21 protein-coding genes are annotated in these 26,991 nt (G+C 63.5%); 12 read left to right on the top strand and 9 right to left on the bottom strand.

From position 1 onward, the window contains the following. The first annotated feature begins 19 nt into the window (after positions 1 to 19). Positions 20 to 1,699, top strand: coding sequence for an ankyrin repeat domain-containing protein (locus F3J17_RS00575; protein ID WP_167052791.1), 1,680 nt, complete (start codon positions 20 to 22; stop codon positions 1,697 to 1,699). On the opposite strand, the gene F3J17_RS00570 is transcribed toward F3J17_RS00575, so the two are convergent. After that, positions 1,662 to 2,105 (bottom strand): hypothetical protein, encoded by a 444-nt coding sequence (locus F3J17_RS00570; RefSeq protein WP_167052789.1) that lies wholly within the window; start codon positions 2,103 to 2,105, stop codon positions 1,662 to 1,664. The genes F3J17_RS00575 and F3J17_RS00570 overlap by 38 nt on opposite strands. 171 nt (positions 2,106 to 2,276) lie before the next feature. Here F3J17_RS00570 and F3J17_RS00565 point away from each other — a divergent pair, with 171 nt between their 5' ends. The 3 genes from F3J17_RS00565 (at position 2,277) to F3J17_RS00555 (ending at position 7,588) form a co-directional block, all read left to right on the top strand. Beyond that, a complete protein-coding gene (locus F3J17_RS00565; RefSeq protein ID WP_167052787.1) occupies positions 2,277 to 2,675 on the top strand; it encodes an FKBP-type peptidyl-prolyl cis-trans isomerase in 399 nt (132 codons plus the stop codon). A 147-nt stretch (positions 2,676 to 2,822) separates the two neighbouring features. After that, positions 2,823 to 4,826: an amylo-alpha-1,6-glucosidase gene (locus F3J17_RS00560; RefSeq protein WP_167052785.1), complete on the top strand. Its 2,004-nt coding sequence runs from the start codon at positions 2,823 to 2,825 to the stop codon at positions 4,824 to 4,826. 44 nt (positions 4,827 to 4,870) lie between these two features. Then, positions 4,871 to 7,588, top strand: coding sequence for a glucosidase (locus F3J17_RS00555; RefSeq protein WP_167052783.1), 2,718 nt, complete (start codon positions 4,871 to 4,873; stop codon positions 7,586 to 7,588). An 18-nt stretch (positions 7,589 to 7,606) separates the two neighbouring features. Here F3J17_RS00555 and F3J17_RS00550 read toward each other — a convergent pair whose 3' ends face one another. The 3 genes from F3J17_RS00550 to F3J17_RS00545 form a co-directional block, all read right to left on the bottom strand. Then, positions 7,607 to 8,074 carry a YaiI/YqxD family protein gene (locus F3J17_RS00550; protein ID WP_167052781.1) on the bottom strand — a complete coding sequence of 156 codons (468 nt, stop codon included), beginning with the start codon at positions 8,072 to 8,074 and terminating at the stop codon, positions 7,607 to 7,609. Positions 8,075 to 8,144: 70 nt separating this feature from the next. Beyond that, positions 8,145 to 8,279 (bottom strand): hypothetical protein, encoded by a 135-nt coding sequence (locus F3J17_RS36405; protein ID WP_275692881.1) that lies wholly within the window; start codon positions 8,277 to 8,279, stop codon positions 8,145 to 8,147. A 169-nt stretch (positions 8,280 to 8,448) separates the two neighbouring features. After that, a complete protein-coding gene (locus tag F3J17_RS00545) occupies positions 8,449 to 9,207 on the bottom strand; it encodes an SDR family oxidoreductase (protein WP_167052779.1) in 759 nt (252 codons plus the stop codon). Positions 9,208 to 9,333: 126 nt separating this feature from the next. Here F3J17_RS00545 and F3J17_RS00540 point away from each other — a divergent pair, with 126 nt between their 5' ends. From F3J17_RS00540 to F3J17_RS00515, 6 genes are all read left to right on the top strand, one after another. Continuing rightward, the gene (locus F3J17_RS00540) at positions 9,334 to 10,248 is read left to right on the top strand and encodes an AraC family transcriptional regulator (RefSeq protein WP_167052777.1); all 915 of its coding nucleotides are present in this window, start codon (positions 9,334 to 9,336) and stop codon (positions 10,246 to 10,248) included. 163 nt (positions 10,249 to 10,411) lie between these two features. Continuing rightward, positions 10,412 to 14,278 (top strand): ATP-binding protein, encoded by a 3,867-nt coding sequence (locus tag F3J17_RS00535; RefSeq protein WP_167052775.1) that lies wholly within the window; start codon positions 10,412 to 10,414, stop codon positions 14,276 to 14,278. Positions 14,279 to 14,359: 81 nt separating this feature from the next. Beyond that, the gene (locus F3J17_RS00530; protein ID WP_167052773.1) at positions 14,360 to 15,283 is read left to right on the top strand and encodes a LysR family transcriptional regulator; all 924 of its coding nucleotides are present in this window, start codon (positions 14,360 to 14,362) and stop codon (positions 15,281 to 15,283) included. A 28-nt stretch (positions 15,284 to 15,311) separates the two neighbouring features. Further along, complete coding sequence (locus tag F3J17_RS00525) at positions 15,312 to 16,211, top strand: LysR family transcriptional regulator (protein WP_167052771.1); 900 nt, start codon at positions 15,312 to 15,314, stop codon at positions 16,209 to 16,211. A gap of 115 nt (positions 16,212 to 16,326) precedes the next feature. After that, positions 16,327 to 17,340, top strand: a complete 1,014-nt coding sequence (locus F3J17_RS00520; protein ID WP_167054358.1) for a zinc-binding alcohol dehydrogenase family protein — start codon at positions 16,327 to 16,329, stop codon at positions 17,338 to 17,340. A gap of 130 nt (positions 17,341 to 17,470) precedes the next feature. Further along, a complete protein-coding gene (locus tag F3J17_RS00515; RefSeq protein WP_167052769.1) occupies positions 17,471 to 18,394 on the top strand; it encodes a LysR family transcriptional regulator in 924 nt (307 codons plus the stop codon). Between the two features lie 38 nt (positions 18,395 to 18,432). Here F3J17_RS00515 and F3J17_RS00510 read toward each other — a convergent pair whose 3' ends face one another. Next, positions 18,433 to 18,825, bottom strand: coding sequence for a nuclear transport factor 2 family protein (locus tag F3J17_RS00510; protein ID WP_167052767.1), 393 nt, complete (start codon positions 18,823 to 18,825; stop codon positions 18,433 to 18,435). A gap of 159 nt (positions 18,826 to 18,984) precedes the next feature. Next, positions 18,985 to 20,487 carry an oligopeptide:H+ symporter gene (locus F3J17_RS00505; protein WP_167052765.1) on the bottom strand — a complete coding sequence of 501 codons (1,503 nt, stop codon included), beginning with the start codon at positions 20,485 to 20,487 and terminating at the stop codon, positions 18,985 to 18,987. 341 nt (positions 20,488 to 20,828) lie between these two features. On the opposite strand from F3J17_RS00505, the gene F3J17_RS00500 reads away from it, so the two are divergent. Beyond that, a complete protein-coding gene (locus F3J17_RS00500; protein ID WP_167052763.1) occupies positions 20,829 to 21,404 on the top strand; it encodes a cupin domain-containing protein in 576 nt (191 codons plus the stop codon). Between the two features lie 623 nt (positions 21,405 to 22,027). After that, positions 22,028 to 23,551, top strand: coding sequence for an OprD family outer membrane porin (locus F3J17_RS00495; RefSeq protein ID WP_167054356.1), 1,524 nt, complete (start codon positions 22,028 to 22,030; stop codon positions 23,549 to 23,551). Between the two features lie 88 nt (positions 23,552 to 23,639). On the opposite strand, the gene F3J17_RS00490 is transcribed toward F3J17_RS00495, so the two are convergent. The 3 genes from F3J17_RS00490 to F3J17_RS00480 are packed head-to-tail and all read right to left on the bottom strand — an operon-like array spanning position 23,640 to position 26,558. Next, the gene (locus tag F3J17_RS00490; protein WP_205194573.1) at positions 23,640 to 24,827 is read right to left on the bottom strand and encodes a transporter substrate-binding domain-containing protein; all 1,188 of its coding nucleotides are present in this window, start codon (positions 24,825 to 24,827) and stop codon (positions 23,640 to 23,642) included. A gap of 17 nt (positions 24,828 to 24,844) precedes the next feature. Further along, positions 24,845 to 25,867, bottom strand: a complete 1,023-nt coding sequence (locus tag F3J17_RS00485; RefSeq protein ID WP_167052761.1) for a hypothetical protein — start codon at positions 25,865 to 25,867, stop codon at positions 24,845 to 24,847. Further along, positions 25,860 to 26,558: a hypothetical protein gene (locus F3J17_RS00480; protein WP_167052759.1), complete on the bottom strand. Its 699-nt coding sequence runs from the start codon at positions 26,556 to 26,558 to the stop codon at positions 25,860 to 25,862. Before F3J17_RS00480 ends, F3J17_RS00485 begins: the two co-directional genes overlap by 8 nt. Between the last annotated feature and the right edge of the window lie 433 nt (positions 26,559 to 26,991).

Raw genomic sequence — 26,991 nt, 5'->3', positions numbered from 1 at the left:
AAGACTGCACGAGGATGTCATGCAAACACTGCCTCCCAGGGCTCATGCCGATCATCTGAAAAAGCAGGCCAAGGAACTCTTGCGCCTGTATCGCCATGGTGACCCACAGGCGCTCGCGCGCTTCATCGCGGCGCTCCCCGCCGCCGCTCATCGCACCCCGGCCGAAGTGATCGCGCTGCAACTGCGTCTGCACGATGCGCAGTCCTGCATCGCGCGCGAATACGGCTTCAGTTCATGGGCGGATCTCAACGTTGTCGTCGAGGCGCGCGCCGTGGCGCAGCAGACGCAGTCGACGCTGATCCGACGCTGGCTCGATCTCGCCTATGGCGGCGACGTCACCGGCAACTACGACGCGGCGCGCCCGCGAGTAGCGGCTCAACTGCTGCACGATCACCCGGAGCTGGTTGTCGCCGATGTCTGGGTGGCCTGCGCGGCCGGGCATGTCGAAGCCGTGCGGCGCGCCGTCGACGCCGATCCCGGCTGGCGCAACCGCGCGGGCGGACCGCTTGCACTGCCGCCGCTGGTCGCCGTCACGCATTCGCGGCTCGGGCAGATCCCCGAGTACGCCGCCCGTTTGCGCGACTGCGCGCGCGTCCTGCTCGATGCTGGCGCCGATCCGGATCAAGCCATCTACAACCGCTTTCCTCCGGCTTCGCTTGCCGTGCCCGACGAAAACGGGCCGCTGAGCGCTCTGTACGGCGCGGCGGGCGTCAATCGCGATCCGGCGCTCACGGCCATGCTGCTGGCGGCCGGCGCAAATCCCAACGATGGCGAGTCGCTCTATCACTCGCTGGAGAACCCGGCCTGCACGCGCTTGCTGCTCGATGGCGGCGCGCACGTGAGCGGCACGAACGCGTTGCGGCGAGCGCTCGATATGCCGGAACCGGCGGCGCTTGAATTGCTGCTCGCCTACGGCGGCGATCCGAACGAACCGGCGGGCGCCGGGCCGACGAAACCCTGGGGCGCGCCGCTGCTGCGCGCGATCGCGGTGCGCCGCTCGGTGGGTCATATCGATGCGCTGCTGAAAGCAGGCGCCGATCCTCATGCGCAGACCGCAGCGGGCGTTAGCGCGTATCGGCTTGCCATGCGCACCGGGCTGACCGATGTGGCCGAGCGTCTGCGCGCAGCGGGGGCGCAGGACGCCCTGAGCGATGAAGACCGCTTCGTGGCGGCCTGTGCACGTGCCGATGCGCAGGAGGCGCGCCGCATTCAGGCGCAGCATCCCGAACTGCCGCGCTCGCTCGCGGCGGATCCAGGCGACCCGTTACGCCTGTTGCCCGATGCTGCCGCGTGGGGATCGGACGACGCCGTGCGCCTGATGGTCGAACTGGGCTGGCCGATCGAAGCGCGCGGCGGCGACTGGAATGCGTCGGCGCTTAATCACGCCGTCTTCCGTGGCGACGCCGCCTTGACGGACTTTCTGCTGGCTCATGGCGCGAACTGGCGCGAGGCGCATGGCTATGGCAGCGATGCGCTCGGCACGTTGTCGTGGGCGAGCGTCAACGAACCCACGGGATTCGATCAGCCCGACTGGCCGGCGTGCGCACGCGCGCTACTGGCGCACGGCTTGCCGGCCATCGAGCGCGATCCCGCGCATCCGGAGCGCGTGCTCATCGAAGGCCGGCCGATGCGGTTCTCGGAAGACGTGACGCAAGCGCTGCTCAGTGATAGATCGTCTTCGACGATGACAGCTTCGTGAGCGTGCCGTTCTTGTAGCGGAACCAGCCTGCGGGGCCCTGCATCACGACCTCGTCGGCTTGCCAGAACACGCGCTTGACGGTCATGTCGGTGCGCAGATGCTGTACGAGCGGCGGCTGGCGGCGCAGATCGTACAGCACCGGGCCGTTGGCGCTTTGCACCAGCACGCGCGAGACCGAATCACCCTGCGCGCCGGGTTCGTCGAAGTGCGTGAGCGTTTTCCCATCGAAGCGGTCGATGATGTCGCGGTTGAGCATTGCCACGAAATCGTGGTCGTCGCGCACGAACTGCAGCGTGCCCGCAGGCGTGTTGAACGGACCCGGCGCGCTGACCTGCGCGTGAGCGGCGGTCGCGCATGCGCAGGCAGACAAGCCCGCGAACAGCAGTTTTTGTAACAGTCGATTCATCATGCTTTCCAGATAGTGCGCCGGCTTTGGCGCGCGGGGAGCATTGTCGCCAATCCTGCGCGTCACGTCGAATCCGCCGCCGCAAACGGGGCCATCCATTGCGGAGCCGGCGTTTGGGGCGCCAGACCGCCCTGCCGATATAATCGACGCTCTATTCCACGAGGACCTCGCATGAAATCCCTGATTGCCTTGATCGCCGCTGCGACCGTCGCGTCGAGCGCCTTCGCCGCCAACCCCGTCGAAAAGCTGCCCTCGGGCGTGGTGGTTGAAACGCTCAAGCAAGGCACCGGCGCGTCGCCGGCCGCTACCGATGTTGTGCGCGTGAACTATCGCGGCACGCTCGCGGACGGCACCGAATTCGACGCTTCGGCCAAGCATGGCGGCCCGGCGAGCTTCCCGCTCAACCGCGTGATTCCGTGCTGGACGCAAGGCGTGCAGAAGATGAAGGTCGGCGGCAAGGCGAAGCTGACCTGCCCGGCCGACACGGCTTACGGTGACCGCGCAGTCGGCCCGATCCCGCCGAACAGCACGCTCACGTTCGAAATCGAACTGCTGGGCATCGGCCAGTAATTCGTGACGTAGTACTCTCGCAGTACACCGGAAGCGCCTGCGCCGCGAGAGCGGGCGGAGCGCTTCCCGGAGCGGTCCTCCGGGCGCTCCTTCGGGCGCTCCATTACACTCGACGTCATCCGCAAACCTCTCTGGCGAGGCCACCCGATGACGCGTCTTGCCCCTCCCATCGATGCAGCGCGCCTGGACGACGAATGGCTCGAAGCGGATGGCGCGGGCGGCTTCGCCTCCGGGACCGTCGGCACTGCGCGCACGCGCCGCTATCACGCGCTGCTGCTCAGCGCGACTCAACCGCCCACGGGCCGCGTGGTGCTCGTCAATGGCGTCGAAGCCTGGCTCGAACACGACGGCGGCAAGATCGCGCTCACCGCGCAGCGCTATGCGCCCGACCTGCTTGCGACCGATATCACGAACCGCATCGCGAACTTCGCCACGTCGCCGTGGCCGACCTGGCGCTACGCGCTGAACGACCGCGTGGCGTTGATCGCCGAGGTATTCGTGGCCACGTCGAGCCGCGAAACCGTGCTGCGCTGGCGTCTTGAGGCGCCGCCTGACATCGCCGCAGACTGGACGCTGAAAGTGCGCCCGCTGCTGTCGGGCCGCGACTATCACGCGCTTCATCACGAGAATCCGGCGTTCGCCTTCGATGCGCAAATCGACGGCGAGCGTGTGCGCTGGCAACCCTATGGCGATCTGCCCGCCATCGTCGCGCAATCGAACGGCAGCTATGCGCACGCACCGGACTGGTATCGCCATTTTTTCTATGTACGCGAAGCGGAGCGCGGACTCGACGCAATCGAAGATCTCGCTACGCCTGGCGTGTTCTCGTTCGATCTTGCCAAAGGCGATGCGGTGTTGCTGCTGCGCGCGCAAATAGCGGCTGGCGCGGCGGATAGCGGCGAAAACGCGGCAAATCGCGCACTGCGCCTGGCGGGTCTGGAGGCGTTGCGCCGCGCGTCGTGCAGCACGCGGCTGCAACGCTCGGCGCGCGCCTATGTGGTCGCTCGCGGCGATGGCCGCACGATCGTCGCGGGTTACCCGTGGTTCACGGATTGGGGCCGAGACACCTTTATCGCCATGCGCGGTCTGCTGCTCGCGAACGGATCTGGCAGGACCGAAGACCTCGAACAAGCAGGCGCGATCCTGCTCGAATGGGCTTCGACCGTTTCCGAAGGCATGTTGCCGAACCGCTTCCCCGATGCGGGCGGCGCGCCCGAATACAACTCGGTCGACGCGTCGCTCTGGTTCGTGGTGGCCGTGCACGATTTTTTTGCAGCGGCGACCGTGCCCGAGCCAACGCGGCGCGTGCTGCAAAACGCCGTCGACGCGATTCTGGACGGCTACGCGCGCGGCACCCGCTATGGCATCGTCGCCGATCCGCGCGACGGCCTGCTGCGCGCGGGCGTGCCGGGCGTGCAACTCACGTGGATGGACGCGAAGGCGGGCGACTGGGTGGTCACGCCGCGAATCGGCAAGCCGGTCGAAATCCAGGCGCTGTGGATCAACGCGCTGCGCGTTGCGCTCGGGTGGGATCCGCGCTGGCGCGAACTCGAAACGCGCGCCAGCGCTGCGTTCACGAAGCGTTTCGTCGATCCGGCCACCGGTGCGCTATTCGATGTGATCGACGTGGATCATATCGATGGCCAGCTTGATGGCTCGATTCGACCGAACCAGATTTTTGCGTTGGGCGGTCTGCCGTTCGCGCTGCTGGAGGGCGACGCGGCGCGCGCGGTGCTCGCGCAAGTGGAAACGCACCTGCTTACGCCGATGGGATTGCGCACGCTGGCGCCGTCCGACCCTGCCTATCGCGGCCGTTACGCGGGCGGCGTGCTGGAGCGCGACGGCGCGTATCACCAGGGCACGGTCTGGCCGTGGCTGCTGGGCCCTTTCGTGGAGGCATGGCTGCGCGTGCATGGCGATGACGCAGCGCAACGCGCGACTGCGTACGCGCGCTTCGTCGCGCCGCTGCTCGCGCATCTGGATCGCGCGGGGCTCGATCACATCAGCGAAGTGGCCGATGGCGATGCACCGCATCAAGCCGGAGGCACGCCGTTTCAGGCGTGGTCACTCGGCGAGCTGCTGCGTATTCTTGAGCGGCTTGGCGAGCCGGGCGCAGCCGGAGATCAGCAGCCCCCAGCCAAACCGCGCTAGCATGAGGCTCCCGGCGCGCCTGCGCGCCGACCCATGAGAAGGGGATGCCCATGCTGCAGCGCGCCGCCGGTCTCGACCTCACCGCCGAAGGCCAACGCCTCTATTCGAGCGACTACGCCCGCTGGCAGCGCTGGGGACCGTACCTGAGCGAGCGTCAGTGGGGCACGGTGCGCGAGGACTACAGCGAGCATGGCACTGCATGGGATTACTTTCCGCACGATCACGCGCGCATGCGCGCCTATCGCTGGGGCGAGGACGGCCTGGCGGGTTTCAGCGATGAGCGGCTTGGCTGGTGCGTCTCGCTGGCGTTGTGGAATGGCCGCGATCCGATCCTGAAGGAGCGTCTGTTCGGCCTCACGAACGAGCAGGGCAATCACGGCGAGGACGTCAAGGAACTGTACTTCTACACCGACGGCACGCCGACGCATTCCTACATGCGCATGCTCTACAAGTATCCGCATGCGGCGTTTCCGTATCAGGATCTGGTCGACGAAAATGCGCGGCGCGGCACCGCCGTGCCCGAATACGAAATTCTCGATACCGGCGTGTTTGACGACGAAAATTATTTCGACGTCCATATCGAATATGCGAAGCACACGCCCGAAGACATCGTGATGCGCATCACGGTGGAAAACCGCGCGGGACGGCACGCGGCAATCGACGTGCTGCCGCAGATCTGGGCGCGCAATACGTGGTCATGGAAGCCTGTTACCGGCAAGCCGTCGCTCAGCTTCATTTCATCCGCTGAAGGCGATCATCTGCTTGCGCGCGGCGACCGGCACGAACCGCTGATCGTCACCGCGCAATCGAAGGACGCCATGAGCGTCGAGTGGCTGTTCTGCGAGAACGACACCAATGTGCAGCGGCTCTTCGGCATGCAGGGCGCGGGGCCGTTCAAGGACGGCTTCAACGATTACATCGTGCACGGCGATGAAAACGCGATCCGCCGCGATGCGGGCACGAAAGCAGCCGCGCGCGTGCATCTCGAACTGGCCGCGCATGCGCGTGCCGTCGTGACGTTGCGCTGGCGGCCCGTATCCGCGCCGAAGGAGGACGCGGCGCTCGATATCGACGCGTTATTTGCGCGCCGCATTGCAGAAGCGGACGCGTTTTACGCCGCGCTCCAGCGCGATATCGACAGCGCCGATGCGCGCCTCGTGCAACGCCAGGCGCTCGCGGGCCTGCTGTGGTCCAAGCAGTATTACGAGTACGACGTGCATCGCTGGATGCAGGGCGATCCGCTTCAGCCCACGCCGCCCGCCGCGCGCTGGCGCGGGCGCAATGCGGACTGGCAGCATCTCTGTAACGCCGACATTCTCTCCATGCCGGACAAATGGGAATACCCGTGGTACGCCTCGTGGGATCTGGCGTTTCAGGCCGTGGCGTTCGCGCTGATCGATCCGATGTTTGCGAAGAAGCAGATGTTGCTGCTGGTGAAGGACCGCTATCAGCATCCCAACGGTCAGCTTCCTGCCTACGAATGGGCCTTTGGCGATGCGAATCCGCCGGTGCATGCGTGGGCCGCATGGCGCGTCTACGAGATCGATCGCACCATCACCGGTCACGGCGACCGCGAGTTTCTTGAGCGCATCTTCCACAAGCTGCTGCTGAATTTTTCGTGGTGGGTGAACCGCAAGGATGCGGACGGCCACAATATCTTTCAGGGCGGCTTTCTCGGACTGGATAACGTCGGCATCTTCGATCGATCGTCGCCGCTGCCCACGGGCGGGCGTCTCGATCAGGCCGACGGCACCGCGTGGATGGCTGCGTATGCGCTCGATCTGATGCGTATCGCGCTCGAACTCGCGTTCGACAATCATGTGTTCGTCGATATCGGCGTGAAGTTCTTCGAGCACTTCCTATATATCGCCGGTGCGGTGAGTGGCGACGATGGTTGCGATACCGGCCTGTGGGATAGCGTCGACGAATTCTTCTACGACAAATTGCGTCTGCCCGATGGCACGATCGAGCCGCTGCGTATGCGCTCGATCGTCGGCCTGATCCCGTTCTTTGCGGTGCGCGTGCTGGAAGAGCAGGTGCATGGCGGACTGCCCGGTTTGCGCGACCGGCTGGTGTGGTTTCTGGAACATCGGCCCGATCTGGCGCGGCTGGTTTCGCGCTGGAATCAGCCGGGCAAGGGCAATTCGCTGCTGCTGTCGCTGCTACGCGGGCATCGCATGAAAGCGCTGCTCAAACGCGTGCTCGACGAAAGCGAGTTTCTATCGGCGCATGGCGTACGCGCGCTCTCGCGCACGCATCTGGACCAGCCGTTTGTGTATCGCTACAACGGTTGCAATTTCGGCGTGCAATATCTGCCGGGTGAATCGGATTCGCGCGTGTTCGGCGGCAATTCGAACTGGCGCGGGCCGATCTGGATGCCGGTCAATTATCTGCTGATCGAATCGTTATACGAATTCCATCGCTATTACGGCGACGATTTTCTCGTCGAATATCCGACTGGGTCGGGCAGGAAGCTTTCGCTCGCGCAGATTGCCGACGAACTCGCGCGGCGCGTGACCACGCTTTTTCTGCTCGACGGCAAGAACGAGCGCCCGGTAATGGGCGCCTATCCGCAATTGCAGGCCGACCCGCGCTGCCGCGATCTCGTGCTGTTTCATGAGTATTTTCATGGCGACAACGGGCGCGGGATTGGCGCATCGCATCAGACCGGCTGGACGGCACTGGTCGCGCTGATGTTGCAGCCGCGCGCGATGAGCGCATCGGGCAATGTGCCGGTGGCGGCGGAAATCGGCGCGGTGTAATGCTGCGTGTGATTGCGCTTAGGGCTTCTTGCCCGGCGATTGCGCGTGCCGCGCCAGAAAGCGGTCGAGCTGGCTCGCGAAAGTATTGCTGTCGCGCGTGGAGAACGGCGCGGGGCCGCCGGTTTCGATGCCGGTGCTGCGCAATTGATCCATCACATCGCGCATCGTCAACTTTTCCTTGATGGTATCCGGCGTGAACCAGTTGCCGCGCGGATCGAGCGCGTGCGCGCCTTTTTCCAGCACGGCGGCGGCCAGCGGGATATCGGCGGTGATAATCAGATCGCCGGATTCGGCGAGTTCGACGATGCGGTTATCGGCGACGTCGAAGCCCGCCGGCACCTGGATGGATTTGATGAACGGCGAAGGCGGGGTGCGCAGATACTGATTGGCCACCAGCGTGACGCAGACCTCGACGCGACGCGCGGCCCGAAACAACATGTCTTTGATGACGGACGGACAAGCGTCGGCGTCGACGAGGATCTGCACAGGGTAATCTTCCGGAAATCAAACGGGGATCATAGCAAAAGCCGCCACCGTCAGTTTCCGCGATCGCGGATCAATGATGGCAACGCGTCTCCCAATGATGATGCACGCGCACCTTATGGCAGTTGTGATGATCGTAAGCGAAAGCCGGCTGGATGGCAGCGAGCGAAACGAGCGTCGTAGCGGCGATCAGAAGCAGCTTTTTCATTACGGATTCTCCCTTGAATGAGGCGGCCGGGATGGAGGTTGCAGGGGTTTGCGTGGCCGCGCAATGCGAGAGCAATCCGCTTGCCTGAAAGGAAAATGGCAGCGTGGGCGACGAATTCCTCTGCGGAAATCGCGCCCGCGCCGCTCACCGGGTGCATACCGTTCGACGGCTAGATGTGAATGCCGCCCGCCACCTCGATTCGCTGTGCATTGACCCAGCCAAATTCGTCGGACAGCAGCCCGGCGATCACCGGGCCGACGTCCTGCGGCAAGCCCACGCGGCCGAGTGCGGTGTTATCGGCCACGGCCTTGTTCACCTGCGGATTGTCGCGCACGATGCCGCCGCTGAAGTCAGTCGCGATCGCGCCCGGCGCGACCACATTGACCGCGATGCGACGTGGCGCGAGTTCGACGGCCATATAGCGCGTCAACGCTTCCACGGCGGCCTTGATCGAGCCGTAGCCAATGCGGTTGGGCATCGCAAAGCGCGCCAGCCCCGAGGAAATATTCACGATGCGGCCGCCATCGTTGATAAGCGGCAGCAGTTTCTGCGTGAGAAACAGCACGCCCTTGAAATGGACGTCGTAGAGCGCGTCCATTTCCGCTTCGGTAATCGATTCCAGGTTCGCGCTCGACGAAATGCCCGCGTTGTTCACGAGGTAGTCGAAGCGCTGCGCGCCCAGCGTGGCGAGCGACTTGCGTACTTCCTCGGCAAATGCGGCGAAAGCGCCTGAATCGCCGGTGTCCAGCGGCAAGGCAATGGCCCGTGCGCCCGCCTGCTCGACGAGCGCCACGACTTTGGCGGCTTCCTCGCGGTTGGACTTATAGGTGAAGATCGTGTCCACGCCGCGCCGGGCGAGACAGAGTACGGCCTCGCGGCCAATGCCGCGGCTGCCGCCCGTCACGATCGCAATGTTGCTGCTGGCCATGATTCAGGCTCCTGTAGTTTGGCGTCGCCGGATGTCGACGTGCGGGTTCATTATGTCGAGCGCGATGCGGGACTAGAATGCCGGAACTCTCCAATTTTCTGCCTGATCCTGCACGAGGACTCCGTTATGCACGATCAACTGGCCGAAGCGCTCCTGCGCTACACGCAGCGCCAATCCGGCGATAGTCCATTCATGACGCCCATCGACGGCGTGGCCATCATGCGTTCGGATCATCCCAAGCCGCCTTCGCACATGATCTCGAAGCCGGCACTGTGCATCGTCGCGCAGGGCGCGAAATGGGCGACGTTCGGCGGCAACCAGCTGGTTTATAAGGCAGGACAGGCGCTGGTGATCGGCGTTGAAGCACCGTCGATTGGCCGCGTCGTGGAGGCCAGTCCGGGCGAGCCATGTCTCGTCATGGCGATCGAACTCGACTTCACCGTGATGCGCAGTGTGGCCGACGAACTGGACGCGCCGCCCCCGCCCAGCGACGCGGATGGCGTGGGCATCTTCGTCACCGATTTCGGCGGTCCGCTGGCCGATTGCGCGCTACGGATGGCGCGTCTGCTCGATACGCCTCAGGCGATTGCCGTAGTGCGACCGCTGATACTGCGCGAGATCGGCTATTGGCTGCTCACGGGCGCGCATGGCGCCGATGTCGCGCGATTGACGCTGATGAATAGTCCGTCGCAGCGGGTGATCAGCGCCATGCATAACCTGCGCAGCCGTTTCAGGGAAAGCGTTCGGATGGAGGAACTGGCGGAAATTGCGCAGATGAGTCTTTCGGCTTTTCATCGGCAATTCAAGACTTTGACGTCGCTGACGCCGCTGCAATATCAGAAGCAGCTGCGTTTGCTCGAAGCGCGGCGTTTGATGATTTCCTGCGCGGCGAATGTGGAAACCGCTTCGTTCGAAGTGGGCTATGAAAGTGCCTCGCAATTCAGCCGCGAATATGTGCGCATGTTCGGCCAGTCGCCCAAGCGCGATGCCATGGCCATGAATCAGGCGCTGCACCTGGATCGGGCTGAAGCGCCGGCGTGATCGTGCGTCCAGCATCGCACAAGCGACGACGGACGCTCCGCGCCACCTGCCGCGACACCCCTATAGCTGACGTCCGGCAACCGTGGTACGTTGATTGCTTTACACGGTTTGCCGGCTATCGATCGTCATGACCGGCGGCACTCTCCGCGATCAGGAGCGCTGAATGGAATCGTCGACGGATCTCCCGCAGCCGTCTTCCAGCATGGCGGTCGAAAGCCGCGAAAGCCGCGAACCCAGCGAAAGCGCGAATTCCCCCGCTTCGATGGCGCAGCTCGTCAGCGAGTTCGACTGGGGCGCCACGGTGCTCGGTCCGCAATCCGGCTGGTCGGCGGGGCTGCGCATGATCGTGCGTTTCGTGCTGGCCAACCGCTTTCCGATGCTGCTCTGGTGGGGACCGGACTACATCCAGATTTACAACGACGCCTACGCGCCCATCCTGGGCGCGAAACATCCCCAGCAGGCGCTGGGACTGCCGTTTCGCGTCTGCTGGAACGAGGTGTACGACGTGCTCGGCCCGCTGGTCGACGTGCCGTTCAACGGCGGTCAGGCCACCTGGATGGACGATATCGAACTGATCGTGCGTCGCCATGGTTTCGCCGAGGAAAGCCATTTCACGATCGCCTATAGCCCCGTGCCGGACGACGCTGCGCCGCGCGGCATCGGCGGCGTGCTCGCCACCACCATCGAAATCACGCAGAAGGTGATCGGCGAGCGGCGACTCAAGATCCTCGGCGATCTGGGCTCGCATCTGGCCGAGGCGAAGACGGCCACGCAGGCGTGCGAGCGCGCCGCGAACGTGCTCGCCGGATACGCCAAAGACGTGCCGTTCGCCATGTTCTATCTGGACGACGAGGCAAACGGCTCGCTGCGCCTTGCGGGATCGACCGGCTTCGCGCAAAGCGATGACGTTTCGACTGCCGCGGTCGAGATCAACGCGTCCGCTGGCGGCCTTGCCGCACTCATCGCGCGTGCTTTGCACACTGGCTCGCTGCAGCTTCACGGCGATTTATCCGCCTTGCTGTCGAGCGTACCGGCCGGTCCCTGGCCGATTCCCCCGGCGCAACTGGCCATCGTGCCGGTCAAGTCGAGCGTGGCCAACCGCTACGCGGGCGCACTGGTGATCGGCATCAGCGCCTATATCCGGCCCGATGCGCTCTATCTGAGCTTTCTCGAACTCGTCGCCAGCCAGGTTGCGTCGGCGGTCAACAATGCGCGCGCATATGAAGAGGAGCGCCGCCGCGCCGAAGCGCTCGCGCAGATCGACCGCGCCAAGACCACGTTCTTTTCCAACGTGAGCCACGAGTTCCGCACGCCGCTGACGCTGATGCTCGGCCCGCTCGCCGATGCGCTTGCGGCCTCCAACGTGCCCGCGCGCGTACACACGCAGCTCGATGTGGCGCATCGCAACGCGCAACGCCTGTTGAAGCTGGTGAACTCGCTGCTCGACTTTGCGCGCATCGAGGCGGGCCGCGCGAACGCCTCCTACGCCGCCGTCGATCTCGCCGCGCTCACGCGCGACCTTGCCAGCTCGTTCCGTTCGGCGATGGAGCGCGCGGGCCTGGCGTTCCGCGTCGAATGCGAGACCTTTGGCGAGCCGGTCTATGTCGATCGGGCCATGTGGGAAAAGCTCGTCCTCAATCTTCTGTCCAACGCCTTCAAGTTCACCTTTGATGGCGAGGTTCGCGTCACGCTCGCGCGCCGTGGCGATGTTGCGCTGTTCGAAGTAAGCGACAGCGGCGTGGGCGTGCCGCCGCAGGAATTGCCGAGGCTGTTCGAACGCTTCCACCGCGTCGAAGGCACGCGCTCGCGCACGCACGAAGGCTCCGGCATCGGTCTCGCGTTAGTGCAGGAAATCGTGCGCCTGCATGGCGGAACGATCGAAGTCGAGAGCGAACTGAACGCGGGCAGTACGTTTCGCGTGCGCTTGCCGTTTGGCAGCGAGCATCTGCCGCCCGAGCAGGTGCAGCCGTCGACGGCCGCCGCGCCTGGCGTGACCGGCTCGACCGGCTCGACCGGCACCGGTGCGGCTGGCGCAACAGTGGCGCAAGCGTGGGTCGACGAAGCCATGCGCTGGCTGCCCGAAGCGCCGTCGCCAGTGGGCGCGCCCGCCTGGGTGGACGACCCGGCGGGCGAAGCGCAGCAAGCCGACGGGCGTTTCGCCCGCACCTACGGCTCGCGCATCCTGCTGGCCGACGACAACGCGGACATGCGCGCGTACCTGTGCGATCTGCTGGCGGCGCACTACCCGATCGACGTGGTCGGCGACGGCGAGGCCGCGCTCGAACACGCCAGCGGCACACGTCCGGACCTGATCCTGGCCGACGTGATGATGCCGCGCCTCGACGGCTTCGGGCTGATCGCCCGCCTGCGCGCCGATCCCATGCTGCGCGATGTGCCCGTGATCCTGATCTCGGCGCGCGCGGGCGAAGAGGCGCGCATCGAAGGCCTCGCGGCGGGCGCCGACGACTACATCGTCAAGCCCTTCTATGCGCGCGAGCTGCTTACGCGTGTGGGCTCGCTGCTGGAGCTGGCGCATCTGCGCCGCGAGGGCGAGGCGCGCTTTCGCGCCTACGTGCAGGCCACCAACGATGCGGTGTATCGCATGAGCGCGGACTGGCGCGAGATGCGCCAGCTCCAGGGCCGCAACTTCATTTCCGATGAGGCCGGCCCGAATCAGACCTGGATCGACAAATACATACGCCCCGAGGATCAGCCGCCCGTGCTCGAAGCGATCGCGCGCGCGGTGCGCACGCGCACGCCGTTCGAACTTGAGCATCCGGTGATTCGCGTCGACGGCAGCATCGGCTGGACTTCCTCGCGCGCGGTGCCGCTGTTCGACGAGAAAGGCGAGATCGTCGAATGGTTCGGCGCCGCGACCGATATCACCGAGCGGCGTCAGTCGCAGGAAGCCTTGCAGCGGCAGCGGCAAGCGCTCGAAGCGGCCGACCGGCAGAAGAATGAGTTTCTCGCCATGCTCGCGCATGAGCTGCGCAATCCGCTCGCGCCGTTGCGCAGCGCCGCCGATCTGCTGGCGCGGCTGCTGGCGCAGCCGTCGCGCGCCACTCAGGCGGTGGATATCGTCGAGCGTCAGGTGACGCAACTCACGCGGCTGGTCGACGATCTGCTCGACGTATCGCGCATCACGCAGGGCAAGATCGAGTTGCGGCGCAGCGCGCAGCGTCTCGATCGCCTGATCGCCAATTCGATCGAGAGCGTGGAAATGCTGGTGCACGAGAAAGGCCACGCGATTGTCGTGCACTCGGGCGCGGGAGCGCTGAGCGTCATGGGCGACCCGCAGCGGCTGGTGCAATGCTTCGGCAACGTGCTGGCCAATGCCGCCAAATACACGCCGCCGCCGGGCGAGATCCGCGTGCGCACGCATCAGGAGGGCAATCAGGCGGTCGTGACGATCAGTGACAACGGCGTGGGCATTTCGGCGGAAATGCTGCCGAAGGTCTTCGATCTGTTCGCGCAGGGCGAGCGCATGCTCGATCGTTCCCAGGGCGGACTGGGTATTGGCCTTGCCATCGTGAAGCGGCTGATCGACATGCATGGCGGTTCGGTGAGCGTGCGCAGCGATGGCGTCGATCAAGGCGCGAGCTTCGAAATCCGCCTGCCGCTGGCGCATGCGGAATCGGCGGTCAAACCCGTGGCGGCGGGCGATGCGATCCACGTGCACCGTGTCCTCGTGGTCGACGACAATCGCGACGGCGCCGATCTGATGGCGGCGCTGCTAAAGGAGGACGGTCACGAAGTCGCGGCGGTTTATTCGAGCCGCGAAGCGCTCGATCTGGTTCATCGCTTCAAACCCGAGATCGTGCTGCTCGATATCGGCCTGCCCGAAATCGACGGTTACGAACTCGCGCGCCGCATTCACGCCGACCCAACGCTGCAACCGGTCAAGCTGATCGCCATAACGGGTTATGGCCAGGAAGAGGACAAGGCACGCGCGTTTTCGGCGGGGTTTTCCGCGCATCTGCTTAAACCGGTGGAGTTTGCGCGCTTGCGGCAACTGCTTGCCGGATCGTGAGCGGCCAGGCGCGGTAACATGCCGGTTTCGCGCAGCCGGGGTGGCCCGGCTGGCGCTTCCCGTCACTCCCCTCGGCGCACCATGGACAATCTTGGAGACATACGGCTGTTCGTCGAAGCGGCCAGTCAAGGCAGCCTCTCGGCGGCGGGGCGCAAGCTCGGGCTGTCGCCGGCGGCCGCCAGTGCGCGGCTCGTCAAGCTGGAAGGCGTGTTGCGCACGCAACTGTTCGAGCGCTCCACGCGCCGGTTGCGCCTGACCGACGAAGGCCGTGTGTATCTTGCTCACTGCCAGCACGCGCTGCAAACGCTCGACGACGCGCGCGCGGCTTTGCAGGCGGGCCGCGCATCGGTGAGTGGCGCGTTGCGGGTGTCGGCAACCTCGGATTTCGGGCGCGCAGTGTTGCGCCACTGGCTCGACGAATTCAACGAGCGGCACCCGCAGGTCACGCTTACGCTGGTGCTCTCCGATTCGCTTTCGCATCTGTTGCAGGACGATATCGATATGGCGATCCGCTTTGGCATGCCGGCCGATAGCGCGATGGTCGCCAAACGTCTCGCCGATAATCGCCGCGCGTTGTGCGCCTCGCCCGCGTATCTCGCGGCGCGCGGCACGCCGCGCCATCCCGACGAACTCGACCAGCACGATTTCATTCTGCTGGGCTCCGCTGCGGGCATATCGAACAACTGGCGCTTCACGCACGGCGCCGAGACCGCTTTGTTCACCGCGCCGCCAGAGCGCTCGCGCCAAACCAACGACGGCGCACTGGCGCGCGAATGGGCGATCGAAGGGCGCGGCGTGGTCATGAAGTCGATCTGGGACATTGGCGCGGATCTGCAGGAGGGGCGTCTGCAACTGCTGCTGCCCGAGTGGCGCTGCCCGGACGCGCCCGTGAACGCGCTGTTTCAGCGCACGCCCTATATGGCGCCGCGCGTACGTACGTTGCTGGATTTTCTCGAACGAAAATTCGATCAGGCATCCGAAATATTGCAACCTTATCTGGCGTGATGCCAACCCGTTCCTTCCACCAGACGCCATGATCCGACTCGAAGACCTCGAGATTTTTGTCTCGGCGGCGGCCAACGGCAGTCTTTCCGCTGCTGCGCGCCAGCTCGATCTCACGCCCGCCGTGGCGAGCGCGGGCCTTAAGCGGCTCGAAGCGGAACTCGGCGTGCGGTTGCTGGCGCGCTCGACCCGCAGCCTGAGCCTGACCGCCGACGGCGAGCGCTACCTGACGTTCGCGCGTAACGCCATCGAGCAACTGGAGGCGGGGCAGAACGCCGTTGCTCATGGGCGCGGGATGATCGGCGGCACGGTGTCGCTGTCGATGCCCTCGGATCTGGGGCGCAACGTGCTGAACGGCTGGCTCGACGACTTTCAGGCGCACTATCCGGCCGTGTCGCTGCAGGTGCGTATCGGCGATCAGATCGCGGATATGTTCCGTGCGCCCATCGGGCTGGCGATCCGCTATGGCGTGCCCGAAGATTCGAGCCTCGTGGCGCTGCCGCTCGTGCCTGACAATCGCCGTGTGTTGTGCGCCACGCCCGCCTATTTCGCGCGTCACGGCAAACCGCAGACGCCCGCCGATCTGGCGCGCCACAACTGCCTGCGCTTCGCGTTGAGCGACACGCTGCATGATCGCTGGACCTTCTTCAGCGACGACGAACCGATCGTCGTGAGCGTGCACGGCAACCGCAGCAGCGACGACGGCGAACTGGTGCGCAAATGGGCGCTGGCGGGGCTGGGACTCGCCTACAAATCGCGCCTGGATGTGCTCGCCGATCTCAAGGCCGGGCTGCTCGAACCCGCGATGGCGCACTTTGACACCGAACACGCGCCGCTCCATCTCGTCTGCGCGCACCGCGCCATGCTCTCGCCCACCGTGGGCGCGTTGCGCGACTTTCTCCAGCAGCGTTTCGCCGCCTATCTCGGCTGAGCCGCCTGCGCATTTTCAATCCTGCGTTGAAACTGCTTGTGCAGCCGCCCGCTGGGTCGGGCGCGCGATTTCGCTCATGATTGCTCTCACGAATGATTTCAACTGGAGAAGCATGATGAAAGCGATTGGCTACCACCGCAGCTTGCCGATTACCGATCCCGAATCGTTGATCGACCTCGACCTGCCCGATCCCACGCCGGGCGCGCACGATCTGCTGGTCGAGGTGCGCGCCGTGTCGGTCAATCCGGTGGACGTGAAGGTGCGCGCACGCATGGCGCCCACGGACGGCCAGCCGAAGGTGCTGGGCTGGGACGCGAGCGGCGTGGTGCGAGCGGTCGGCAAGGATGTGACGCTCTTCAAGCCGGGCGACAAGGTCTGGTATGCGGGCTCGCTCGTGCGCCCCGGCACCAACAGCGAACTGCATGTGGTGGACGAACGCATCGTCGGCCCTATGCCCGCGACGCTGGACTTCGCCCAGGCGGCGGCGCTGCCGCTGACGACCATCACGGCGTGGGAACTGTTGTTCGATCGCCTGCAGGTGCCGGAGGCTCGCGAAGCCAGCGGCCAGGCGCTGCTCGTGATCGGCGCGGCGGGGGGAGTGGGTTCGATCCTCGTGCAGCTTGCGCGGCAACTGACGGGGCTTACCGTGATTGGCACGGCCTCGCGTCCCGAGACGGCGCAATGGGTGACGGAGTTGGGCGCACACCACGTGATCGATCATACGAAGCCGCTTTCGCAGGAACTCAAGCGCATTGGCCTTGAGGGTGTGGAGTATGTCGCGAGCCTGAACCAGACCGATCATCACTTCGACGAGATCGTGGCGTCGATCAAGCCGCAAGGCCGGCTCGGCCTGATCGACGATCCGGAGTTGATCGACTTCCGCAAGCTCAAGAGCAAGGCGGTGTCGCTGCACTGGGAATTCATGTTCACGCGCTCGATGTTCGGCACGGCGGACCAGATTCGCCAGCATGAACTGCTGGATCTCGTCGCGCGCCTGATCGACGAAGGCGTGCTGCGGACCACGCTCAATGAGCGCTTCGGCAGCATCAACGCCGCGAATCTGCGCCGCGCGCACGAGCTGATCGAGACCAACCGCGCGCGCGGGAAGATTGTGCTCGAAGGCTTCTGATTGCTCAAATGGCGCACGAACGCCGGGATATACTTCGCTTCGTCAACCGATAGGGAAAGGCTCATGCGCCAGCGGTGCATGCGCTTTTCCCATCCTTCATACGAAGCAACGATTATTCCGGCGGTGATCCATGGACCTCGTCCAAAGCATGCGGGTCTTTATACGTGTCGTGGACGCGGGCAACTTTACCGCGGCAGCCAACACGCTCAACACGACCACGGCCTACACCTCGCGCGCTGTCTCCGATCTCGAAGCCCATCTGCAGACGCGGCTCTTCAACCGCACGACGCGCAAGATCATTCTGACCGAAGCGGGCGAGCGGTTTCTCGCGCGCAGCCGTCATCTCCTCGACGATCTTGAACAGGCCGAATCCGAAGCGCGCAACGCGACCGTGGTGCCTTCGGGGCGCTTGCGCATTCATTCGATGAGTGGTTTTGGCACGCGTTATGTGGTGCCGCTGGTATCGCGCTATATGGAACAGCAACCGCTCGTCGAAGTGGATCTCACGCTGCATCAGCGCATTCCCGATCTGCTCGATGAAGGGCTCGACATCTCGATCGTGCTCGCGCAATCGTTGAAAGAGTCGAACTATATCTCGCGTTCGCTCGGCAGCTTTTATAGCGTGATGTGCGCGTCGCCGGGTTATCTCGAACGTCATGGCGCGCCGCAGACGCTTGCCGATCTCGACCAGCATGCATGCCTGAAGCTGGTGATGCCTTCGGGCGAATCGGAATCCTGGCTGTTCGAGAGCGAGCAGGGGCAGGAGATGTATGCGCCGCAGAAACTGCCGTTTTCGGTGAATCTGCCGGAAGCGCTGGCCGAAGCCATTGCGTCCGGCATGGGGGTGGGCGTGCTGCCCGCTTCCACGTTCGCGCGCGAACACGCGCTTGGGCGTCTTACGCGCGTATTGCCCGATTACCGGCTCGACGTGCGCAACATCTATGCGATCTATCCTTCGCGCAAGTATCTGGATGCGAAGGTGCGCACGTGGGTGGAATTCGTCGGCGAACATCTGCCGCCGTTGCTGGCAAGCGACAACGCGGCGATTGGCTAGTCGATTTAGCAATCATTGCGCGCGCAACGATCCTGCTTTTATGCGCCGGTGCTTCGCAGGCGCGGCGCGCCCATCTTGAACCAGGCCCTGGCGATCTTGCCGTCGACGACTTCGTAGATGGCCAGTACATCGACTTCGCCCACGCCTTCGGGAAAGTCGCGCGTCACGCGTTCCTGATCGAAAACCGTATTGCCCACCACGCCGCGGTGGATCAGATGACCATGCAGATTCGGCTCCTCGAATCGCGAGAGATGACGTGCGCGAATGTCCTGCGCGCCGCTTGCGAGCAGGCGTGAGGGAAACTCGTAGTATTCGGCGTTATCGGCCCAGCAGGCCATGAAGGCGTCGATATCGCGGGCGTTATAGGCGTCCAGCTGTTTTTCGACGGGCGTGGCGATATCGGCGGGAAGGAGGGCGAAGCTATCGGACATGGCGGCTATTCCTCGTATGAAATCGTGTTGCCGATTCTAGCTCGCGTTGTGCACGAAACGCCCAGGTGTACGCACAAACAAAAACGGGATCGATGCGTGAGCAACGATCCCGTTTGAGCAGTCAGGCCGCCGATACACCTGCGCGGCCCACATGCCAGCTTACTTTGCGGCGAGTTCGCCTTCAGCGGCGTTCTGCTCGCTTTGTTGCTGATGCGCGCGCGAGAGGCGGCCCATCAGCGGCAGCAGCAGGATGGCGAGCAGGGCGCCCGCAGCCGCGAGCCAGCCCAGACCGTCGAACAGTTTCGTGTACAGCGGCAGCGATTCGAGCGGCGAGAGATTGCCTTCCGGCATCTTTGCGAACGTGGCAACCACGCTGCCCAGGTATTGCGATACGCCCGTGGCCACGAAGTACGCGCCCATCATGAAGCCGCTCATGCGAGCGGGCACGTAGCGCGCGATCATCGCGAGACCCAGGCCGCTCACGAGCAGTTCGCCCAGCGAGTAGAGGCCGTAGCCCGCCACCATGAACCACGACGACACGCGGCCGTCCACGGCGTAGCGGCCGCTCAGCGCGTAGACGAAGAAGCCCGCAGCCACCACCACGAAGCCCAGCGCGTACTTGGCCGCGACCGGCACGTCGCCGCCACGGCTGGCGAGTCGCGAATAGAGCGTCGCGAGGATCGGGCTCATGACCATGATCCAGATCGGATTGAGCGCCTGGAACTGCGCGGCGCTCCAGCTAAACAGCGTGGTGCCGAACAGGCGGAACGACGGATCGACGTTATGCACCGCGAACAGCGTCAGCGACGTCGACATCTGCTGGTAGAACACGAAGAACAGGATCACCTGCAGCACGAGGATCAGCGCGGCCACGAGGCCCGCGCGCTCCTGGCGCTCGCACGTCATCAGCATCCAGCCGAAGATCGCGAGGATCGCCACGCCCGCCGTATAAACGCAGGTGACGGCCAGCTTCTTGTCCTGCAGCACGAACATGGTCGCCACGCCCAGCACCACGCCGCCGGCGAGCACCCACGCGAGACGACGCCACTGGATCGGTTCGGCATCCGGAATCGAGCCGATCTGCGCCAGCGTGCGCTTCATCAGGAAGAAGTTGGCGATACCCAGCAGCATGCCGCCGCAGCAGACCGCGAAGGCCGCGTGCCAGCCCCATTGATCCTTGATCCAGGGCGTGAGCAGCATCGACACCGTCGAGCCGATATTGACCGCCATGTAATAGATCGTGAAGGCCGCGTCGATGCGCGATTCGTCCCCTTCATAGATACGACGCACGAGATTGGCGGCGTTCGACTTGAACAGGCCGTTGCCCACCACGATCACGCCGAGCGACGCATACATATGGCCCAGTTGGTCGTTGGGCATCGCGAGCATGAAATAGCCCGCAAACAGGATGGCCGCGCCCAGCACCATCGAGCGGCGCGAGCCCAGCACGCGGTCGCCGATCCAGCCCCCAATCGAAGGCGAGGCATAGACCAGCGCGGCGAACGCGCCCCAGGTGAGGGTTGCATGCTCTTCGCTAAAACCCAGCCGCTCGACCATGAACAGAACGAGCAGCGCCGCCATGCCGTAGTAGCCGAAGCGTTCCCACATCTCGATCAGGAAAACCGTCGAGAACGACCTCGTCCGTGAAACTGTTGAATTCATTGTGACCTCAATTTGCTGCGCATTTACTGCGATAGTGGCGAAGGCACGCGGGTCGCGTGCGAAGCGGGCACTCACTCACGCCGGGAGTGATGCCGCTGGCAAGGACGGCGCTTATGGCGCCAGTTGATGTCATATCTCCTCCGTGGTTGGTCTGCGGATCGCGCAGGCACCAGGTTTACAATTTCATTTTTCTCTGAATCTCCATCACAGTGACGGCGCGGATCTCGCTGACGCACTGTTTTGGTGCCGGTTCATATAAGTGAAATTCCGGCAACCCGCAAGGGTATCAAATCAGATTTACCTGTATCAAACAAATTTTGACGATAATTTACGTTCCTGATATGGTTTCTACAAGTGGAAAGCAGGAGCCGATTGCATTGGCGCTCGGTGAAAAGATCCGCGCACTGCGCCAGCGGCTGGGCCAGACGCTCGATCAGACGGCAACGGCGGCCGGTATTTCCAAGCCGTTTCTGTCTCAGGTGGAGCGCGGACTGGCCTCGCCGTCGCTGACTTCGCTATCGGGTATTGCGCGGGCGTTGGGCGTGACGATGCAGTACTTCGTCGAAACGCCCTCAGAGGAACGTTCGGTCAAGCGCGGCGATCAACTGGAGTTTTTTGGCTTTGCGAATTCGGCGAATCTGTTCGCCCGGCTCACGAATACGGCCGGGGGACGCCAGCTCGAATCGATCCTCGTGCGCCTGCCCACGGGCAAGAAGCGCTCGGAAGTCACCACGCACGCGGGAGAAGAATTTCTCTACGTGATCGACGGTGAACTATCGCTGGAACTGGAAGGCAAGGAGTTCGTGCTTCACGCTGGCGACTCGGCACATTATCAATCGACTGTGCCGCATAGCTGGAGCAATAACGGCAGCAAGGAAGCGGTGGTTGTCTGGGTAGGAACGCCGCGACTGTTTTAATCGAGGAAGGACCGGGTGAGTCGCAATATCGGGTGCTTCCTGGTAAGGTATTGTAAGGATGACGAAGTGAACGACTTTTACCTGACACCGGCGTTGCTATGGGCACCGGCTGTTACGGCATGAGGCGGCGCGCGGACCGTGCGTCGTCGTCTTGATTCGAATACAAGAGACACCCGCCCCCTACTGCGATACGCAGAGACACGATAAGGATTCCTTCCTGATGTTCGCCCGATAATGTATTGACGGGCGACGCTGAAGGTATTCCCGTCCTTTGTACGCGTCCGGATTCCGGGCGATATCCCCTCGCCGTGCGATCTAACTTCGCGTAACGCATTTGCGTGCGCTGGCCAGGCGCGCGTTTGCGCGCGTGACGCATGCAGAGGTGTCGACGCTACATTCAGCGTACTGAATGGCGGGGGGCAACACGCGGAGCAGGGCAACGCCAGCGCCGCATCAGCATTTCGCAGCATGGCTGACCGCCATGCCGTGGAATTTGGCCTGCCGTGCCACCGCCGGCGGCCAGGGGGATCGCAGGGTACACCACCCGATGATCCGGAGTACAACGACGTGAAGACAGAATGATGAAAACAGATCGCAGGAAAAACAAGGCGACATCGAAGATCATGTTCGTCGCATTGGGATTGCCGCTTGGTGTGAGCGCGCAGGCCTGGGCGGACGACACCCCGCAGCCGCAAATATCGACGCCGCAGTCGAACGCACAAACGCCGGTGCAAGCGAAACCCGCAGAAAAGAAGGTGCAAAACCGCACGGTCGTGGTGGCGCAGGCCAGCGTGCCGCCCGCGCAGGGTGAAACGCGGAGCGGCGCGCTACAGATGGCGGCAGGCTCGCCCGATCGCAACGCAGAGCGCGTTACGATTGCGGACAACCCGAAGGCCTCGCCATCGAGCCAGGCGCGCAGCAACGGTTTTATCGGCGACAGCCATCTCACCGTGAATCTGCGCAATTACGCCGACCAACTCGACATGCAAGGCGGCCCGCATCGCCACGCATGGATTCAGGCCGCGCAGGTCAACTATGAATCGGGCTTCACGCAAGGGCTGATTGGCTTCGGTGTGGACGCAACGATGTTCGGCGCATTCAAGCTTGACGGCGGCGCGGGCGCGGGGAATTTCGTGCACGTCGGCAAGGATGGCGGCGGTTCGAACCAGCTCGCCTGGGCTTATCCCGGCATGTACGACGTGAAGGCGCGCATCTCGGATACGGTCGTCAAATACGGCCTGCAGCAAATCGTCAATCCGTTCATGGAGCCGCACGACAATCGCGCGCTGCCGCCGACTTTCCTTGGCGTGTCGGTGGTGAGCAAGGACGTGGCGAACATGTCGCTGGAAGGCGGCAGCTTCACGAAAGCGGACGACCGCGGCCATACCAATCTGAGCAACCTCACCAGCTCGTATGGCGGCGTGCGGATCGACCGCCTGAGCTACGTGGGCGGTTCGTGGGACTACGCCAAAGACGGCTCGCTTTCGCTTTACGCCGATCAGGCCGACAACGTCTGGCGTCAGTACTACGCGTCGGTGAAGCAAAGCTTCGGCGACCCGTCGACGATCAAGTGGACCGGCTTCGGCAACGTCTATTCGACGCACAATGCCGGTGACGCCCTCGAAGGGCATATCGACAACAATGCGGTGAGCTTTTCGATTTCGGCGCAGCACGGGCCGCACTCGATCCTGTTCGGCTACCAGCGCATTCTGGGCGACCAGTTCTTCGATTACGTGAACGAGACCAATGGCATTTATCTCGTCAACTCGATGGACGTGGACTACAACGCACCGCACGAGCAATCGTTCCAGGCGCGTTATACGTTTGACGGCAAATACGCCGGTTTGCCGGGCGCGAAGGCGATGTTCTGGTATCTGACTGGCTGGGGCGCCGATGGATCGGCTGAAGCGCAGATCAACGCGTCGGAAGGCAGCGCGCTGCACGGTCTCTACTGGAAGAATGGCCAGCCCGTGCACGGCACGCACCACGAATTTGGTTTCGTGCCGTCCTATACGCTGCAAAACGGCCGCTTCAAGGATACGAAGATCACCTTCATTGCCATGTGGCACCACGGTTCGAAGTACTACTCGGACCCGAGCAATATGGAATATCGTCTGGTGATCGACATGCCTATCAAGGTGTTTTGATCAGCGTTTAGTCAAAGCTTGAGCCATAAAAAACGGGGCAATGCGCGATTTCCCACGCATTGCCCCGTTTGTCTTTTGTGCGCGCCGTTTAGCGCACCGGAATGATCAGTTGCTCGCCCACCAGGATCAGGTTCGGATTCGGCAGGTTGTTGCGGCGCTGGATATCGCGGTAACGCGCGCCTGCGCCGAGTTGCGCGACGGCGATGGTGTTGAGCGTGTCGCCGCGTTTGACTGCATAGGTATGCTCACCATTGCCGGCTGCCACCACATCGGCCTGATCGCTGCGAAAATACTTGCGCAGCAGTTCCAGATAAGCAGGCGTCTGCTTGACGCGACCAATCGCGCTATTCAGATACACGAGCAGATTCTGGTCGTCCGCGCGCACGCCGATCTTGTAGCTGATCGACGAGCCATCGAGTTTGGTCTGTGCAAATTTGAGGTCGCTGCCCTTGATCGATTCGACGGCGAACGGGTAATCGTAGATGAATGCGTCGACCTGATGCTCGTCGATGGCCTTGGTGATGAACTGGTCGTCGGCGTCGTTGACTTCCACGAACTGCGTGTTGGGGAACTGGCGCGTGACGAAAGCCTTCACGTCCGGATCGCCCTGCAGAATGCCTACGGTCTTGCCCGCGAGATCCGCCGGCGAGTGCAGCGGCGAACCCTTCTGCACGATCAGCGCGTAACCGAAGTCATCCAGATAGGGATTCGTGTAGATCACGCCCGCTGGCGTGTTGTCGGGAAAAGTCAGGCCGTCCATCGCGATATCGACAGCATGCACGCCGTTGTCCGAAGCCAGCAACTGTCGCGGCACGTCCTTGTACGCGCTCACTTCGTGATGCGTGTCGATCTTGACCGGGCCACTGGCGTTGAATTCGGGCTGACCGAACAGCAGTTTTGCGAACTCGTAGTTAAAACCATGCGGCGTGCCGTTGGTTTCGCCGTAGATCGGCTCGCTGGGGTTCTCCACGGAAATGCGCACGACGTGGTTTTGCAGGATCTGCTGCCGCGTGTCCGCATTGGGCGTGAAGCTGGCGGGGATCGGCTGCTGCGTGGGGGGCTGCGCGGTTTGCTGTGTACCCGCCTGGGTCGTGCCTTGGTCGGTCGATTGCGGGGCGGGCGAGGATTGCGAATTGTTGCCGACGTCGAGCGCCGCCGGCTGCGTATCGCCATGCTTGCCGATCAGGCCGTGCTGCCAGGCATAGTACGCGCCGTAGACGATCGCGACACTTGCGACGAGGCCGAGGAAGCGCTTCGCACCAGTGGTCAACTGCATGAGGAAACTCCTTAGTCTTAGTTTTTGTAGCGGGTATAGTCGATCGGGCCGGGCGAGGGCGGTTGTCCCTTGCCGGAAGCAGCGGACGACGCGTGCGCGCTATCGGTCAGGCGCGCGGCGGGCGTGAAATCGATCTGGCGGCTGTTGAGATCGGCGAGCAGTTGCAGACCGCGTTCGGTGTCGGCGTCGTCGCGGATCTGCACCGCGTCGATCACCTTCACGCTGTCCTGCACATAGGCGCGCATTTCGCCCATCTTCGCGGCGGTGTCGTCGTTGATGTAATCCACCAGCATGTCGCGCAATTCGTTGACGGTGGTCGTGCGGCTGAACGCGCGCCGGAAGCCGCGCCATGCTTCGGTCATCGAATTCACCGCCTCGTATTCCTTGACCTTGAGGCGGATCTTGAACTCGGCTTCATCGTGCATGCGCCGGAAGGCGTTTTCGGCTTCCACGAGGTTGTTGTAGGTGGCGCTCAGTTCGTCGTAGACCTTGCCGGTGCGCTGGATCGCGGCGTCGAGCTGACCGATGCGGCGCGCGTGCGAATTGATCTCTTCCTGCGGACGATTCTTGCGCGCCATCGCCACGGCTTCGCGTTTGAGCTGCTCTTCTTCTTCCTTGAACTCCTCGATGGTGCGGCGCACGGCTTCGACGCGGCCGCCGCCTTTCACGCGCGCATCGGAAGCCTCATCGATCATTTTGGTGATCTCTTTGGAGAGAATGCGTTCCGTGGCTGCCGGGTCGTATTTGATAATCGAATACGTCAGCCCTTTCATGAGCAGCTGATACGACAGCCACAAGCGGCTGCGCAGCGTGGAATCGAACACGAGCACGTAGACGAGTCCCACGGCGATCGCGCCGAAGAATACCGCAGCCGCGGTGTTTTCCATCAGCCGGGCGATAAACGGCATCACCTTGCCGGCACCCCACACGAGGCCGCCAAGCGCCGCGACCCCCACCACCATGCCGACGCCGCCTTCCTTCGTGTCCCAGAACGAGCGCACGCGCTTCTTGATCTCGGACTTCACGATGTCGTTAGCCATGTGCCGACTCTCCAAGATAGCCCTGAAGCTTCTTTACGATGCCGTCATATTTCTGCACGAGCGTCGTGCGCACGGATTCGAAATCGATCTTTGCCTTGGCGAGACCTGCGGTCTTGCTGTTGATGGACTTGCTGACGGCGTCTTTCTGCGCGTTCTTTTCCGTGAGCTGGCGCGCGAGTGCGCCAATCTCTTCGTTCAGTCGGGTTTCCTGTTCGCGCAGCGAGGCGATGTCCGCTTCGGAGTGCGCGACGAACGCCGATGCAAAGTTTTTCTGTTCTTTCGCCAGCACGTCCGCATGCGAATTGACTGCGCCGAGCAAGGCATCGAGATTGGTTTTCACGCCGAGCAGCGCGGCGCGATAGCGCTGCTGTTCGTCGGGCACCGCTGCCGCGATCGACTGGCTCATCTCGGCGAACGCCCGATAGGGTGCATAGGCCGGGTTGTCCTGGATGAGCGTGTCGATGCGCTTTTCGAGGTCGGCGACATCGATTCCGCTATTGACGCCTGGCTGCTGCCCCGCCTGCGCCTCTTGTGCCTGTTGTGCCGATTGCGTCGAGTGATTGCCCGACGCCGCGCCCGACGCGCTGGCTGACGAATCGCTTTCGGTCTCTGCAGTGGCCGGTGCGGACGCTGCGGATTCGTCCACGATGACCAGGTTCACCACCTTCTTGAGACCTTCTGGAATTTTCATTCAGTCCTCTCTGGGTGTTTGCTGACAACGCAACGACTAATGCGCGCTCATTGTGCGCCGCCCACAACGAAAATCAAGAGGCGCTTGAGGGGTGGAGTCGGCACTCTATGCAGTCCGCATCATCTTTAAAATATGCGCGATAGATGTATCGCGCAGCCACATGAGGGCAGAGTGCAAAGTCGGAGTGACGACGAAGAGAACTGCTTCGATAACAAGTTTGGAATGCGAAATATATTGAGCGGCTAATGGAGAAAAAACGCGTCGCCATGACCGGGTAAAGCGCGCAATCACAGCGCGCGAACGTCCGCATAAGTCTGCCGATTGCGCTACCCGGCCGATACGGGTATGTCCCAACCCGCATGGGTCACGAAGGCGCCAGGCAACGCGCTACGATAGCCGGCGCGACATTGAAAAAAATTCCTGCCCCGCCTGA

The organism is Burkholderia sp. Ax-1719 (genome assembly GCF_011753055.1).
In the GTDB taxonomy this organism is placed as follows: Bacteria; Pseudomonadota; Gammaproteobacteria; order Burkholderiales; family Burkholderiaceae; genus Paraburkholderia.
Note: the sequence above shows the minus strand (reverse complement) of the source record. Positions and strands in the feature narration are given on the sequence as shown.

What these genes read in the sequence shown, in the direction of transcription:
- F3J17_RS00575 (WP_167052791.1), top strand. Translation starts at nt 20, where the DNA reads ATGCAAACACTGCCTCCCAGGGCTCATGCCGATCATCTGAAAAAGCAG.
- F3J17_RS00570 (WP_167052789.1), bottom strand. Translation starts at nt 2,105, where the DNA reads ATGAATCGACTGTTACAAAAACTGCTGTTCGCGGGCTTGTCTGCCTGC.
- F3J17_RS00565 (WP_167052787.1), top strand. Translation starts at nt 2,277, where the DNA reads ATGAAATCCCTGATTGCCTTGATCGCCGCTGCGACCGTCGCGTCGAGC.
- F3J17_RS00560 (WP_167052785.1), top strand. Translation starts at nt 2,823, where the DNA reads ATGACGCGTCTTGCCCCTCCCATCGATGCAGCGCGCCTGGACGACGAA.
- F3J17_RS00555 (WP_167052783.1), top strand. Translation starts at nt 4,871, where the DNA reads ATGCCCATGCTGCAGCGCGCCGCCGGTCTCGACCTCACCGCCGAAGGC.
- F3J17_RS36405 (WP_275692881.1), bottom strand. Translation starts at nt 8,279, where the DNA reads ATGAAAAAGCTGCTTCTGATCGCCGCTACGACGCTCGTTTCGCTCGCT.
- F3J17_RS00545 (WP_167052779.1), bottom strand. Translation starts at nt 9,207, where the DNA reads ATGGCCAGCAGCAACATTGCGATCGTGACGGGCGGCAGCCGCGGCATT.
- F3J17_RS00540 (WP_167052777.1), top strand. Translation starts at nt 9,334, where the DNA reads ATGCACGATCAACTGGCCGAAGCGCTCCTGCGCTACACGCAGCGCCAA.
- F3J17_RS00535 (WP_167052775.1), top strand. Translation starts at nt 10,412, where the DNA reads ATGGAATCGTCGACGGATCTCCCGCAGCCGTCTTCCAGCATGGCGGTC.
- F3J17_RS00530 (WP_167052773.1), top strand. Translation starts at nt 14,360, where the DNA reads ATGGACAATCTTGGAGACATACGGCTGTTCGTCGAAGCGGCCAGTCAA.
- F3J17_RS00525 (WP_167052771.1), top strand. Translation starts at nt 15,312, where the DNA reads ATGATCCGACTCGAAGACCTCGAGATTTTTGTCTCGGCGGCGGCCAAC.
- F3J17_RS00520 (WP_167054358.1), top strand. Translation starts at nt 16,327, where the DNA reads ATGAAAGCGATTGGCTACCACCGCAGCTTGCCGATTACCGATCCCGAA.
- F3J17_RS00515 (WP_167052769.1), top strand. Translation starts at nt 17,471, where the DNA reads ATGGACCTCGTCCAAAGCATGCGGGTCTTTATACGTGTCGTGGACGCG.
- F3J17_RS00510 (WP_167052767.1), bottom strand. Translation starts at nt 18,825, where the DNA reads ATGTCCGATAGCTTCGCCCTCCTTCCCGCCGATATCGCCACGCCCGTC.
- F3J17_RS00505 (WP_167052765.1), bottom strand. Translation starts at nt 20,487, where the DNA reads ATGAATTCAACAGTTTCACGGACGAGGTCGTTCTCGACGGTTTTCCTG.
- F3J17_RS00500 (WP_167052763.1), top strand. Translation starts at nt 20,829, where the DNA reads ATGGTTTCTACAAGTGGAAAGCAGGAGCCGATTGCATTGGCGCTCGGT.
- F3J17_RS00495 (WP_167054356.1), top strand. Translation starts at nt 22,028, where the DNA reads ATGTTCGTCGCATTGGGATTGCCGCTTGGTGTGAGCGCGCAGGCCTGG.
- F3J17_RS00490 (WP_205194573.1), bottom strand. Translation starts at nt 24,827, where the DNA reads ATGCAGTTGACCACTGGTGCGAAGCGCTTCCTCGGCCTCGTCGCAAGT.
- F3J17_RS00485 (WP_167052761.1), bottom strand. Translation starts at nt 25,867, where the DNA reads ATGGCTAACGACATCGTGAAGTCCGAGATCAAGAAGCGCGTGCGCTCG.
- F3J17_RS00480 (WP_167052759.1), bottom strand. Translation starts at nt 26,558, where the DNA reads ATGAAAATTCCAGAAGGTCTCAAGAAGGTGGTGAACCTGGTCATCGTG.